The 12,839-nt window shown below is 60.1% G+C and carries 11 protein-coding genes and 2 pseudogenes; 3 read left to right on the forward strand and 10 right to left on the reverse strand.

Annotated features, from left to right (window positions below):
- Positions 1–2: 2 nt before the first annotated feature.
- Entirely contained in the window at positions 3–827 is an 825-nt protein-coding gene (locus QMO82_RS07165; RefSeq protein WP_183609811.1) for an MBL fold metallo-hydrolase, read from the forward strand.
- A 142-nt stretch (positions 828–969) separates the two neighbouring features.
- The gene (locus tag QMO82_RS07170; protein WP_183609810.1) at positions 970–2,625 is read left to right on the forward strand and encodes an alpha-keto acid decarboxylase family protein; all 1,656 of its coding nucleotides are present in this window, start codon (positions 970–972) and stop codon (positions 2,623–2,625) included.
- Between the two features lie 119 nt (positions 2,626–2,744).
- Here QMO82_RS07170 and QMO82_RS07175 read toward each other — a convergent pair.
- Positions 2,745–3,276, reverse strand: a pseudogene (locus QMO82_RS07175) (HpcH/HpaI aldolase/citrate lyase family protein); the annotation flags it as partial.
- Positions 3,277–3,300: 24 nt separating this feature from the next.
- Between QMO82_RS07175 and QMO82_RS33780 the strand changes: the two are divergent.
- Positions 3,301–3,416: pseudogene (locus QMO82_RS33780) on the forward strand (AraC family transcriptional regulator); the annotation flags it as partial.
- 136 nt (positions 3,417–3,552) lie between these two features.
- Here the strand turns inward: QMO82_RS33780 and QMO82_RS07180 are convergent.
- The 9 genes from QMO82_RS07180 to QMO82_RS07220 form a co-directional block, all read right to left on the reverse strand.
- Positions 3,553–4,446, reverse strand: coding sequence for an amidohydrolase (locus QMO82_RS07180; protein ID WP_183609885.1), 894 nt, complete (start codon positions 4,444–4,446; stop codon positions 3,553–3,555).
- 64 nt (positions 4,447–4,510) lie between these two features.
- Positions 4,511–5,491 carry a substrate-binding domain-containing protein gene (locus QMO82_RS07185; RefSeq protein WP_183609809.1) on the reverse strand — a complete coding sequence of 327 codons (981 nt, stop codon included), beginning with the start codon at positions 5,489–5,491 and terminating at the stop codon, positions 4,511–4,513.
- Between the two features lie 47 nt (positions 5,492–5,538).
- Positions 5,539–6,552 carry an ABC transporter permease gene (locus tag QMO82_RS07190; RefSeq protein WP_183609808.1) on the reverse strand — a complete coding sequence of 338 codons (1,014 nt, stop codon included), beginning with the start codon at positions 6,550–6,552 and terminating at the stop codon, positions 5,539–5,541.
- Entirely contained in the window at positions 6,549–8,039 is a 1,491-nt protein-coding gene (locus QMO82_RS07195) for a sugar ABC transporter ATP-binding protein (RefSeq protein WP_183609807.1), read from the reverse strand. Before QMO82_RS07195 ends, QMO82_RS07190 begins: the two co-directional genes overlap by 4 nt.
- Before the next feature lie 10 nt (positions 8,040–8,049).
- The gene (locus QMO82_RS07200; protein ID WP_183609806.1) at positions 8,050–9,309 is read right to left on the reverse strand and encodes a TRAP transporter large permease subunit; all 1,260 of its coding nucleotides are present in this window, start codon (positions 9,307–9,309) and stop codon (positions 8,050–8,052) included.
- Positions 9,306–9,836, reverse strand: coding sequence for a TRAP transporter small permease (locus tag QMO82_RS07205; protein ID WP_183609805.1), 531 nt, complete (start codon positions 9,834–9,836; stop codon positions 9,306–9,308). Before QMO82_RS07205 ends, QMO82_RS07200 begins: the two co-directional genes overlap by 4 nt.
- A gap of 29 nt (positions 9,837–9,865) precedes the next feature.
- Positions 9,866–10,870, reverse strand: a complete 1,005-nt coding sequence (locus tag QMO82_RS07210; RefSeq protein WP_183609804.1) for a TRAP transporter substrate-binding protein — start codon at positions 10,868–10,870, stop codon at positions 9,866–9,868.
- A gap of 70 nt (positions 10,871–10,940) precedes the next feature.
- Positions 10,941–11,978, reverse strand: a complete 1,038-nt coding sequence (locus tag QMO82_RS07215) for a transketolase family protein (protein WP_183609803.1) — start codon at positions 11,976–11,978, stop codon at positions 10,941–10,943.
- Positions 11,975–12,814, reverse strand: coding sequence for a transketolase (locus tag QMO82_RS07220; protein ID WP_183609802.1), 840 nt, complete (start codon positions 12,812–12,814; stop codon positions 11,975–11,977). The genes QMO82_RS07215 and QMO82_RS07220 overlap by 4 nt, the downstream gene beginning before the upstream one ends.
- Positions 12,815–12,839 lie beyond the last annotated feature (25 nt).

A 12,839-nucleotide genomic window follows, 5' to 3' on the forward strand; every position in this document is an offset into this window, starting at 1 on the left:
CTATGGTCACGCAATTGCCGGATCCCATTAAAATCGTCAGGCGAGCAGGCGATGTCCGCATTCATACTTTCATTTCAGCTTTCACGGCTGACAATATCGCCAATGCAACGCACATCATCGAAAGCAGGAACAAGCTTGTTCTCGTCGATGGGCAATTCCTCGTTCCCTATGCGCTGCAATTCAGGGAATATGCCAACAGTATCGGCAAGAAAATCGACCGGATCTACCTGTCGCACAGGCACCCCGACCATTGGTTCGGGCTGGGAGCCGCATTCGGCGACATTCCGATTTATGCATTGCCGGAAACGATAGAGTTCCTGAAGCAGCATGGGGAGGATTCCCTGAATGACCATTGGAAATTGGGCAATCTCGCTCCGAAGAGCCTGATCATTCCCGAAAGAACTGTCCGCGCCGGCGAGGAAATCATCGACGGAGTCAAATACCTATTTGATGAAGTCGTTGACACGGAGATCGATTTTCTTCTCACCATAGGTCTCCCGGACGTGGGCGTTTTTATTGCGCAAGACCTAATCTACAGCGGAACGCACCTTTATCTGACGAAATACATGGAGCATTGGATTGGGATTTTGCAGGGTATGCTGCTGTCCGACTATGACCTGTTCCTTCCCGGTCACGGCTTCCCGGCCGACAAAAACGAGGTTGCCAAAAATATAGAGTATTTGTCCGTCGCCCTGGAGGCCGCCGGCAACGGACGCACCAATGATGCTTTCAAGCACTTCCTGCTGGAAAGATTTCCCGAGCGAAAATGCCCCGGCATATTCGACATATACATACCGCGCTTATTCGATAACGCGAGCGAGTTCTAGCGCATCGGCCCGAAAATCGGAATCGATTTTCGGAAAGCACGATGCGCAGATTTCAAAGTGTTAGAGCGTCCTTTGTGCGTCCGAAAGGACGCACGGCGCTCTATTACACGTCAATTGTCGTCAACAGGGGAGCCGTTGGAACATGGGCGACACATACACGGTTGGACAATATCTGGTCGACAGACTTCGCGAACTGGGCCTGGGGCACCTGTTTTCCGTAGCGGGCGATTATTCGATCGAATGGGTGAACAGTTATGTCGAGAAAAGCGATATTCAGGTCATCGAAGAGGTGAATGAACTGAATGCCGGTTATGCGGCCGACGGCTATGCGCGACTGAAAGGAATCGGTGCGCTGTGCGTCACCTATTCCGCAGGCTCGCTTTGCGCAACAAATGCGATCGCCGGATCTTACGTCGAGAAGGTGCCGGTCGTTCTGATCAACGGTGCGCCAAGCATCAAGAAGACGCTCACATTCGAACAAACCGGCTACAGTTCGCATCACTTCATCAGCGGACGGGAAACCGATCTTCAGGTGTTCGAATACATAACGGCCGCTGCCGTCCGCATCGACAGCCCCCATCTTGCGCCAATGCTCATAGATTATGCGCTGACGCAGTGCATCACGGAAAGACGTCCGGTCTATATCGAGTTGCTGGAGGATATGGTGGACCTGGAATGCGCGCGACCGTCGAATGCATTAAAAGCGGCGCCTGTTATATCCGACGAGGACAGTCTCGATCAGTCGATCGCGCAAATCAGCGAAAGATTGCAAAACGCCGCCAAGCCCCTGATCTGGATCGGTGTCGAGATCGACCGGTTTGGCCTTCACGACCAGGCGGAGCGGCTCATTCGGGACCTTAAAATTCCCTACGTGACCGAGCTTTTGAGCAAGGCCATCCTATCGGAAGACGATGTACAATTTGCCGGGGTGTTCGATGGCAAATCGTCGTCACCCTATGTCCAGTCTTTGGTCAAAGACTCCGATTTCGTGTTGGCGCTGGGCGCCTGGTTGACTGATATCAATGATTTAGGCTGGCCTATCGATCTCGATAAAACCGCATTCGCCTCCTGGGATACCGTGAAATATGGCACGATCTTCAACGCACAGGTTTCGCTGGCGGATCTCGTCAATGGCTTGATTGACAAAAGGCTGACGTGCAAAGCTCAAAGTCTTCCGGCGAAAACGGCCCGGCAAGCGCCGGTCGTGAATTCCACAGGCGAAATTACCTATCAGGGCTTCTACGATTTCATTCAGCCGCAGATCGACCGAAATACCATCGTTGGTGCCGATGCGAGTTTGAATTATTTCGGGAGCCTGCTTCTTGAAGTGGGTGCTCGCCGCGGTTTCATCGTACAATCATCCTATTCGGCGATCGGTTATATTGGCCCAGCCGCGACAGGGGTTTCGCTGGCAAAGCGAAATCAACAGAGGCTGATGGTCTTTGCGGGGGATGGCGGGTTTCAGATGACCGCTCAATGCCTCTCGACACAAACCCGCTTCAATCTCAACCCGATCATCTTCGTGATGGACAACGGCATCTATGGCGTGGAGCAATGGCTTGCCGATGCATCGGTTTTCCATGGCGACAAACCGTTCTACAACTCATGCATCCTGCACCGGTGGAATTACAGCAAGTTGGCAGAGGTCTTTGGCTGCCGAGGCTGGAAAGTGGGCACCTATGGCGAACTGAGGGAGGCCATAAACGGCGCCAAAGAAAACCTGAACAGTCCGTCCATCATCCAGGTCGTCGTGCCGCAGCGGTCGATCCCCGATAATGCGAACTGGAAAGCAAACTAGAATGGCCGATGTCGCAGAAATTCTGCGGCTTCAGTCCTTGTTGGACTGCTACCCCACGCCGTATGTTTAGTATCCAAGCATTGGATCACGGGGATACTGAACGAATGGTGGAAAGCCCACCAATGCGGCAGTTCGTCGGCGGTGGCGAGCGTGCCGGTAATCTTGCCTGCCGCACGGATCTTGTCGACGGCGACCGCGACCTTCTCCATCACTGCTTCAGGCCGCGGCTCGCCGAAGGGTGGAGCCGGCGGATAGCCCATATTCTGCGAGAGATCGCCAGGTCCGATGAAGAAGACGTCGATGCCATCGACCTTCAGCATCTCGTCGAGGTTGTCGATGGCATCCACCGTCTCGATCATCGCCACCACCAGGCGCTTGTCGAAGTCGGACGGAAGAGCGTAGCGGACGGCATCGACGATGGCGCGCGCCTGTTCGGCCGTATCCACCATCGGAACCATGATCCCGTCGGCGCCCGCATTCAGGTAGCGGATGATGATCGGGCGCTCGTGCGAATGCGGCCGGGATCGCCGCCCCGTCGGCGGAGCGGACGATCTGCGCCGTCATGCGCACATCCTCGAAGCTCCAGCTACCGCGTTCGCAGTCGACGAAGACGGCATCGGCGCCGAGTTCCACCAGCCGGGCTGCCAGCCCCGGTAGCGCTCGACATTGCCGTCCGCGCCGCGGCATATACGTCGAGCCGTTGAATTTATGCATGCGAACGTCAGCAAGCCCATTACCATGCAGAACATAACCGAGGCCTCAGTCGTTCCATTCGTGCGCTTGAGGGAGGTCGGGAAACGCCATCGCAAACGACAAGGCGATTCAATGGCGAGCACATGTTAGGCCTCTGAGATCTTACAGCCGCAAAACGGCACAAGACTTCTAGGACGAATAAGCAGGATCGAGAAGTGCGCTCTCAGCCTGAAATCAGATCCGATAAAAGCGCGCAGCATTGTCGTGAAAGATCGCGCGGCGCTCGCCTTCCGTATAATTCCGTGTGATTTCCTTGAACGCATTCCAGATCCTGTCATAACTTGAAAACAGCTTGTCGACCGGAAAGTTTGACGCGAACATGCATCGATCTGCTCCGAACAAAGTGATCGCCTCCTCCACATAGGGTCGGATCGACTCGGTCGTCCAGATCCAGTCCCCCATCCCGAGGCCAGAGATCTTGCATGCGATGTTCGGCGCCTGAGACAACGCCCTCATCCCCTTCCGCCAGCCCTCGAAGTGATCAGGTCCGTCTACCTGCATGCCTGTGTGATTGAGGATGATCTGAACATCGGGAAAGTCGCGGGCAAGTTCGAGGAACTCCTCCATCTGCCAATAGTAAAGCTGCAGGTCGAAGCTCAGTTCCCGCCGTGCCAGTTCCTTGAACCCCCGCCGCCATTCCGGGGTGCGGCTTACTTCCGGCTCGGTCAAATAGGTCTTGGCGGGATCGTCATGGAAGTTCATCGACTGTCGAATGCCTCGGAAATTGGCAAACTGCATGTGCTCGTCGAGCAGCGCGCCAACGTCGGGCTTGCGCAGGTCCGCATATCCGACAATGCCATGGGGAAAGCCGTGTTGGTCCGCAACGCCCTGAAGCCAGCGCGTTTCGCCGGCGGGATCCCTGGGGTCGTAGCCGACGTCGAGATGCACCGCTTTTGCGAGATTCTGGTTCTTGGCGTCGGCGAGATAGTCGCCGATCAGATAAGTCTGGTTGATTGCCGTATAGTCGCCAAAGGCCGAGGGCTTCACACCATCGGACAGCCATGGATAGTAGTTGTTTTTCAGGTCCCACAGATGGAAGTGGGGATCGATGATGGGAAGGCCGTCCATTTGTTCGTTTCCATGGTCGTTGGAGATTGGCGATGGAGTGCCGCCGAGGCGGCACTCCATCTGATCAGTTGCTCGGCGGGAAGACACGCGCGATGACCGCCTTGGCTTCCGGAGAGTCCACCTTGTCGGCCGTCACAAGCGGCATGACCAGCGCCAGGTCCTTGGACACCGGTGCGCCAGTCAGCGCATTGTAGACCTGCTGAGTCCCGTCGATGCCCTGCCCCACCGCTTCCTGGAAGAAGATGCCCTGGATGGCGTTCGACTTCAGCAGCGCGATCGTCGTCGGGCTCCCGTCGGCGACGGCGATACCGACCTTGCCGGTCAGCCCACGGGTTTGAAGAACCTTCGCAGCACCTGTCCCGGCCTCGTCATACATGCCGTAGATCGCCTTGATGTCGGGATGCGCCGTCAGCATATCGTTCGCCTGCGTGACGGCCTCATTGACCGTCAGTCCGCGGGTTTCTAGCATCTGCGCAAGTTCGCAACCGTCGGCCTTGAAGGACTCCTCGGCACCTTTCAGGTACTTCTGGGCGTTCTCTCGGTCCTGGGGCAGCGACAGCACTCCCACCTGGTTTCCTCCTCGCTCCTTTGCAAGCTTGCACACGAAGCTGCCCTGCGCCTTGCCGGTCTCGTAGTTGTTCGCCGTGACCGCAGAGGTATAGTCGGTCTGGCCGGGCTGAGGCCCGATACCGGCAAACGAGACCGGAATGTTCTGGGACTTCAGATAGGCGAGCAGCGGCGGCGTGCTGGTCGAGCTCACCGGGCCGATGACGACCGCGCTGACGCCCTTGGTGACGGCGGTGCGCGCATTGTCCATCTGCTTGGCCGGGGAGTTCTCGGAGGTGTACTCGACGTAGTCCATGCCGAGCTCCTTGGCCTTCTCCTTCACGCCATAACCGACCCACTGCCAATACGAGATATCAAGCGACGGCGCGAGATAGGCGACGGTCTTCTTATCCTGCGCATGGACGGAACCCGCCAGTCCGATACCGAGGGCAGCCAGGCCGAACGCCAGGGTGCGTCTCATTTTAGATTTTGATTTCATGTCTTTCCCTCCTCCTCATTGAGCCGGCACCAACCGGCTGCTGGTTGTCAGCCCGCACTACGCCGGGCCTTGCCGAAGCGGTCGATCAGGACCGCGATCAGGATGGCAAGGCCGGTGACGGAACCCTGCCAGAAACTGTTGATACCGATGAGATTGACGCCGTTCTGGATCACCGTGATCATCAGTGCGCCGAGGACGGCGCCGACCGCGGTTCCCGTGCCGCCGAGAAGGCTCGCCCCGCCGATCACCACGGCCGCGATCGCCTGAAGCATCAGACTGGCGCCGGCCGTCGATTCCGCGTTCAGGATGTAGGAAATCGTCAGCAGTCCCGAAAACGACGACAGAAGGGACGAGGCGACATAGGCGAAGAATTTCGTGCGTTTGACGGGGATGCCCAGCAGATAGGCGGCCGCGGCGCTGCTGCCCACGGCGTAGAACCAGCGTCCGGCGACGACCTTCTTCAGGAAGATCTCGATGGCGACCAGCAGGACGACGCAGAACAGGATGTAGTTCGGTATGCCGGGCACGATGCTACCGGCATTGAGCAGCCAATAGTCGGGATCCGGGATGGGCATGGAGCGGCCATTGGTGACGATGAAGGCGAGCGACCCGGCGACGGCGAAGGTGATCAGGGTGACCACGAACGGCGCGAGACCCGCGACCGTGACCAAGAAGCCGTTGATGGAGCCGAAGAGGAGTCCGACGGCAAGACCGGCAAGGCTGGCGGTGATGCCGCCGTAGCCGCTTGCCATGACCTGCGCCGTCACCATGCCGGTCAGCGAAAAGACCGAGCCGACGGATAGATCGATGCCACCGGTTATGACCACCAGGAGGACACCGAGCGACATGATGATCAGCGGCGCACCTGCCTGGGTGATGTTCGAAAAATTCCCCCAGCTCAGCGCCTGGGGAACCTGCGACCCGACGGCAAGAGCCAGGATGACCATTGCTACTGCGATCGCGATTTCCGTCCGGTATGCACTGAGCAGACTGTCGCGATTTTTGATAGCCTGGGGAGACGGCTCCACTGCGCGTGCCTCGTTGGTCGATGTTGGGATCATGTCGCCATTCCTGTCAGTTCCGCGAGCCTGTCCTCGCTCATGTCCTGCCGTTCGATGATGCCGGAGGCGCGACCCTCGGTGTCGAATGCAACGATCCGGTCGCATACATCGAGGAGCTCGGCATTCTCGGTCGACCACCACACGATGATCGTTCCCGTCGATGCCATCTGCCGGATAAGCTGGTAGATTTCTTTCTTGGTGCGGATATCGACACCCCGCGTCGGCTCTTCGAGCACAAGCAGGCTCGACGGCAAGCCGAGCCACCGCGCCAGGAGCAACTTCTGCTGGGTGCCGCCGCTCAATGTTGCGGGCAGATCCCAGATGGAGGCGGCCTTCACGCTGAGAGCCTGCAGCAAGTCCACGCATTCCCGGCGTTCGCCACCTGAGATGAACGCAGTGCCCCGGACAACTCGGCGCGACGCCAGCACGTTGTCGATGATCGGAAGGCTGTGGAGAATCCCCTTGTGAGCCCGGTCGCCGGTGACGAAACCGGCTCCTGCCGCAGTCGCCCTCCTAGGAGAAGCGAAGCGCTCCGGCCAGCCCGCGCGCGACACCGTCCAACGCTTCGCCTCAGCAGCCCCCACCAGGGCCGAAATCAGCGACGCGGGACCGGCGGGCGCGCCTGCCACTCCAAGGATCGTTCCGGGAGAGAGCGTGATCTCGAGATCCGCCTCCCGAATCGACAGCGGCTCTCCCTTCATTCGGTTCCGGTCCACGGCCCCGCTCGACGCAGAATGCGAGGCAGCGACCTGCCCCATCTTCTCGATGATCGCGACGTCGGAAAGTTCAGAAAGCGCCAAGCGGTCGACGATGGTGCGACCATCGCGGATGATCGTGCAGACGTCCGCGATCTGGCGTATCTCCTTCATCCGGTGCGACACGAAGACGACGGATAGCCCTGTCTCGCGCGTCAAACGGCGAAGCACGGCAAACAACCGAGCCGTCTCCGCGGCCGTCAAGTTCGCCGTCGGCTCGTCGAGAAGAATGAGTTCGGCGCCTGACGACAGCGCTCGGGCAATCTCGACCATTTGGCCTTCGTGAAGGCTGAGGTCTTCCACGAGCCGGTGCAAGGATCTGGCTGCGAACTCCGTATCGATCATTGCCAAAGCTTCGAACGCCTTCTCGATCGACAGCCTTTTCTTCACCGCTGCGAAACCCCTGCGATAATGCGGCAAGGTGATATTTTCGGCGACGCTAAGGTGGGGAAGAAGGGCAAGCTCCTGATGGACCACCGCTACCCTGGCGCGGCCCTCGGCATCGGTGCGCGGCGCTCCACTCGGATCGAAGAAGGTAATGTCACCGTCCCCTTTCGAGGCCGATCCGGTGATGATGCGGATCATCGTCGACTTGCCGGCGCCATTCCCTCCGAGCAGCGCGTGGATCTCGCCACGCGCAACGGAGAAGTCGACGCCCTTGAGAACCGACGTCGCCCCATACGACTTCGTCAGTCCCTTGACACTGACAACCGGATTTTGCGTCTCCATCATGATCCCACCTTCAGTAGATCGTCAGAGCAGGGATGAAGCTGACGGCGAGCAGCAGCAGCATCGCCATCCCGAAATACGGCCACAGCTCGCGGGTCGTCGTCCCCAGCGGCGCCTTGGCGATCGACGACGAGATAAAGAGCGTCGTGCCGATCGGCGGGGTGTAGAGCCCGATACCGAGATTGATCACCATCATCAGGCCGAGTTGCACCCGGTCGAGACCGATCGCGTCGGCAAGGGGCACGAAGATCGGCCCCAGCAGCAGGATGGCAGGCGGCATGTCCAAAGGCATCCCGACGATCAGCATCAGGATGTTCATCATCAGGATGATGACGACGGGACTGGAAATGTGGGTCGCCACCCACTCGGCCATCTGCTGTGGGGCCTGGTCGAAGGTCAGCACCCAGCCGACGGCCGCACTTCCCATGATGACGAGCATGACCACGCCGGTCGCGACCCCGGCTTCCACCATGTTGTCGCAAAAGCGCTTCCAGGTGAGGTCCCGGTAGAACAGCAGGCTGAGCAGGAGCGAGTAGACCACCGAAAGGACCGAGACCTCCGTCGGCGTTGCAAAGCCGAAACGCAGGAGGACAACAATCAGAATGGGCAGGATGATCGCCGGGAAGCTCTGAACGGCAAGCTTCGCCAGATCCCGCTTGCGAACCTTGACGGCCTGCGCTTCGTAACCCCGCCGCACGGAGATGAACCAGCAGACGAAAATGAAGCTGAGCGCCATCATCAGCCCGGGCAGGATTCCGGAGATGAACAGGTCGCCTACGCTGACGCCGCTGATTAGGGCGTAGAGGATCATCGGGATCGACGGTGGGATGAGGACGTCGATGACCGCGGAGGTGGCGTTGTTGGCCGCGCAAAGGGCCGGCGGAAAGCCTTGGCGCTTCTGCCAGGGAATAAGGACAGATCCGAGTGCGCTTGCATTGGCCACCGCCGAACCGGACACGCCACCGAAGACGACGGAGGAGACGACAGTGGTGGAGAGTGGCCCGCCGCGCCAGCGCTGCATGGCGCGGGACGCCAGTTCGAGAAGCTGGCGGCCGAGCTCGCCGCCGAGCATCAGGGTTCCAGCAAGCATGAAGAACGGCAGTGCGAGCATCGGAAAGGATTGCGTCTGGTCGTAGACCTGTTGCGCCACCACCGACAAAGGGACGTAACCGTTGAACAGCACGCCGAGGCCGGCCGCGATGATCAGGGCATAGCCGACCGGAACGGCCAGAACCATGAGAACGCAGAAGGAGATGATCATGACAAGGGTCATAGCGGCATCTCCCCGGATCCGATCACCGTCCGGTGCTCCCAGCCGAGGCGCAAGACACGTAGCGTTGCACAAACGGTCACGATCGACACCAGAAGCGCACCGACAGCGAGCGCATAATATCCGATGCTGTTGGGCAGTTGCAGGACCGGGCTGTGCTCGACGCCGGCGATCTCGGCGACCACGACGGCCTGATAGCCGAGCACGAGGAAGGCTGCCACGCTGATTGCGTTCGCGGTCACGAAGGCGGCGATCCGCAATCGCCCCTCAAGCTGGTCGTACAGCCACTCGACCGCCATGTGTCCACCCGCCTGCGCGGCGATGACGATCCCCGCCAGGATGAAAAGCGGGAAGATCAGCAGCGGCAGTTCCTGGGCGAAAGAGAAACCGCCGCTCTGCAGCGTGTAGCGAGCAAGGACATTGGCAGTCGTCACCACGGTCAGCGCAATGCCGCTGGCGATGATGACGAAACGGGACAGCGCGACGATGGCGCCGGCCGTCGTATCGACGGCCTTCAGCACGTTTTCCATAGATGACTCCGCGTCATGGCAAAGGCCGGTCAGGCCTTTGCCTCCGCTTCAACCTTGCTGACGAAATCGCCGAAAGGCTTTTTCTTCCAGCTCTCGGCGACAGCGGCGGTCGCCTTCACGAAGGCTTCCCGATCCACGTCCACGACTTCGATCGCCGTGTTCTTCCTGAAGGCGCCGAGAACTTCGGACGCCTTCTCGTTCGACAGCGTCCGCTGCAGCGCTCCCGCCTCCTTCGCCGCCGCCTTGACCGCGTCGAAGTCGGCGCCGAGCCGGGCTTCGGCGATCTTCGACATCAGGAAGGGCGTCGACTCCCACTTATGTGCCGTCAGGCTGACGAACTTGTTGACCTCGTGAAGCTTCGAGCTCTCGATGTTGGCGAGCGGGTTTTCCTGTCCGTCGACCACGCCCTGCTGCAGGGCGATATACAGCTCGCCGAACGCGATCTGCTCTGTGCCGGCTCCAAGAGCCTGGAAGATGTCGATCGTCATCGGATCCGCGGGCGTGCGTATCTTCAGGCCGGCGAGATCGTTCGGGGCGACGACCTTGCGTTTGGAATTCGTCAGGTGGCGAATTCCGTTGTCCCACCAGTCCAACGGTACGACGCCGACGGCTTCGAAACGCCTGTTCAGATCCTCACCGACCGGACCGTCGAGAACTCTGATCGCCTTCTCGGTATCGCCAAAGAGAAACGGCAGACCAAGCGCGGCAAGCTCCGGCACGATTGCCGAGGTGGCGCCCTGGCTGTTTGCGGTAAAATCCAGCGCACCGGTGCGCAGGCTGGTAAGCATCGCCGAGTCGCTGCCGAGCGTCTCAGCACCCGCGACGTTGATCTTCACACGGCCGTCGGTCTTCTGAGCCACGAGCTCCGCGAATTTGGCGGCGGCGACCGTCCGGGGATTGCCTGGAGCAGCGCCGTGACCCAATGTCAATGTCGTGCCTGCCCGCGCCGGACGCACGCTCGTAAGAAGTGCGGGGGCAGCCAGGGCCGCCGCCGTCGCTACCAGAAATCTGCGTCTGTTGGTCTGCAAGCTCATCTTCTCCTCCATTATGTGCTTACATCAAAACTCGGCTCCCCTCCTGAAAAGAACCGAGGTCGTCCCGTCCCTACGTCCCCAGCCAGGACCTGATCGACGATGTCACCCGACTGGTCGCCAGACCGTATTGGTCATGGAGCGTCGGCAGCGCGCCGGCCTCCAGGAATTGGTCCGGCAATGCGATCTGCCGGAATGCGGCAGGCGCGACGCCGGCACGCAGCAGCGTGCCCGCCACGGCCTCTCCAAGACCGCCGATGACAGTGTGGTTCTCTGCGACGACGACCAGGCGGCCGCTCTTGCGGCACTCGGCCAGAATGGCTTCCTCGTCCAAAGGCTTGATGGTCGGCACGTGAAGCACCGCCGCGTCGACGCCGTCCTTGCGAAGCTCCTTGGCCGCCTCGAGCGCGCGCATCGTCATCAGCCCCGACGAAATGATCAGGGTGTCGCGCCCATCCCGCAGGAGTTTCGCTTTTCCGAGTTCGAACTGGTAATCATATTCGTCCAGCACAAGGGGAACATTGCCGCGCAGGAGCCGCATGTAGACGGGCCCCTTGTAGGCGGAGATCGCGGGCACCGCCTGCTCGATCTCGAGCGCGTCGCAGGGGTCGACGATCGTCAGGTTCGGCATGCCGCGGAACATGGCGATGTCTTCGGTGGCCTGATGGCTTGGCCCGTAGCCCGTGGTCAAGCCAGGCAGTGCACAGACGATCTTGACGTCAAGCATCTCCTCGGCCATCGCCAGGCAGATGAAGTCATATGCGCGCCGGGAGGCGAAGACTGCATATGTCGTGACCCATGGCTGGAAGCCTTCGCGCGCCATGCCCGCAGCCGACATCATCAGCAGCTGCTCGGCCATTCCCATCTGGTAGAAGCGGTCGGGATGCGCCGCCCGGAAGACATGAAGATCGGTGTATTTTGCAAGGTCTGCCGACATGCCGACGATCCGCTCATCCTTTTCCGCGAGCGCCGCCAACGTGTTTCCGAAAGGCGCCGGCTTCGTCGGCTGGTCGGCGCCCGCGATCGAGGCGATCATCGCCGAGGTCGTCAGCCGCGGCCGGTCGCTTCCCTGCGAAAGATGCGTCGGGCGGATGTATTTCGAGCGCCTCATGCGTCAACTCCCGCATCGATGATCCTGATTGCCTCGGCCCATTCGTCTGCCTCGACCCGGAGGAAGTGATTGCGCTCGCGAGCCTCGAGGAACGGGACACCTTTCGCCATTTTCGTGTCGCATATGATGATGCGCGGCTCCGGCCCAGCGTGAGTACGCGCGGCGTCGAATGCTTTGACCAGCGCGCTGATATCGTTGCCGTCGATCCGCTGGACGAACCAACCGAAGGCTTCGAACTTCGCAGCGAGCGGCTCGAAATTCAGGACGCCGAGCGAAGGGCCGTCCGCCTGCATCTGGTTGACGTCGACAATCCCGATAAGGTTGTCGAGCTTGTAGGAGCCGGCCGACATCGCCGCCTCCCAGGTCGAGCCTTCGTCGAGCTCGCCGTCAGAGAAGAGGTTGTATACGAAGGATTGCGACTTCTTGCGTTTGAGGGCGAGGCACATGCCGACGGCGATGCCGAGCCCGTGACCCAAAGAGCCGCCGGTGATTTCCATGCCCGGCGTGTAGGTGGCCATTCCGGACATCGGCAGCCTGCTTTCGTCGGTGCCGTATGTCTCCAATTCGTCCTCCGGGATGATCTTCGCCTCGATAAGGGCGGCATAGAGCGCGATCGCATAGTGTCCGATCGAAAGCAGGAACCTGTCGCGGCCCTCCCATTCCGGATCCTCCGGCCGGTAGTTTGTGGCATGGAAATAGGCGACGGCGAGCACGTCAGCCACGCCGAGGGCCTGGGCGATGTAGCCCTGGCCTTGGACCTCGCCCATTCGCAAAGCGTTGCGGCGAATTCGTCGCGCGCGCTCGGCAAGGCTGATGTTATGACCAATCTGGCTCATTCTTGAATAGCGCCTTTCAACGACA

Source organism: Rhizobium sp. BT04, from assembly GCF_030053135.1.
GTDB lineage: Bacteria > Pseudomonadota > Alphaproteobacteria > Rhizobiales > Rhizobiaceae > Rhizobium > Rhizobium binxianense.

Excerpts from the sequence above, each read along its gene's own strand:
- QMO82_RS07215 (WP_183609803.1), bottom strand. The coding sequence starts at position 11,978 with ATGAGGCGCTCGAAATACATCCGCCCGACGCATCTTTCGCAGGGAAGC.
- QMO82_RS07210 (WP_183609804.1), bottom strand. The coding sequence starts at position 10,870 with ATGAGCTTGCAGACCAACAGACGCAGATTTCTGGTAGCGACGGCGGCG.
- QMO82_RS07205 (WP_183609805.1), bottom strand. The coding sequence starts at position 9,836 with ATGGAAAACGTGCTGAAGGCCGTCGATACGACGGCCGGCGCCATCGTC.
- QMO82_RS07195 (WP_183609807.1), bottom strand. The coding sequence starts at position 8,039 with ATGATGGAGACGCAAAATCCGGTTGTCAGTGTCAAGGGACTGACGAAG.
- QMO82_RS07185 (WP_183609809.1), bottom strand. The coding sequence starts at position 5,491 with ATGAAATCAAAATCTAAAATGAGACGCACCCTGGCGTTCGGCCTGGCT.
- QMO82_RS07180 (WP_183609885.1), bottom strand. The coding sequence starts at position 4,446 with ATGGACGGCCTTCCCATCATCGATCCCCACTTCCATCTGTGGGACCTG.
- QMO82_RS07200 (WP_183609806.1), bottom strand. The coding sequence starts at position 9,309 with ATGACCCTTGTCATGATCATCTCCTTCTGCGTTCTCATGGTTCTGGCC.
- QMO82_RS07165 (WP_183609811.1), top strand. The coding sequence starts at position 3 with ATGGTCACGCAATTGCCGGATCCCATTAAAATCGTCAGGCGAGCAGGC.
- QMO82_RS07170 (WP_183609810.1), top strand. The coding sequence starts at position 970 with ATGGGCGACACATACACGGTTGGACAATATCTGGTCGACAGACTTCGC.
- QMO82_RS07190 (WP_183609808.1), bottom strand. The coding sequence starts at position 6,552 with ATGATCCCAACATCGACCAACGAGGCACGCGCAGTGGAGCCGTCTCCC.
- QMO82_RS07220 (WP_183609802.1), bottom strand. The coding sequence starts at position 12,814 with ATGAGCCAGATTGGTCATAACATCAGCCTTGCCGAGCGCGCGCGACGA.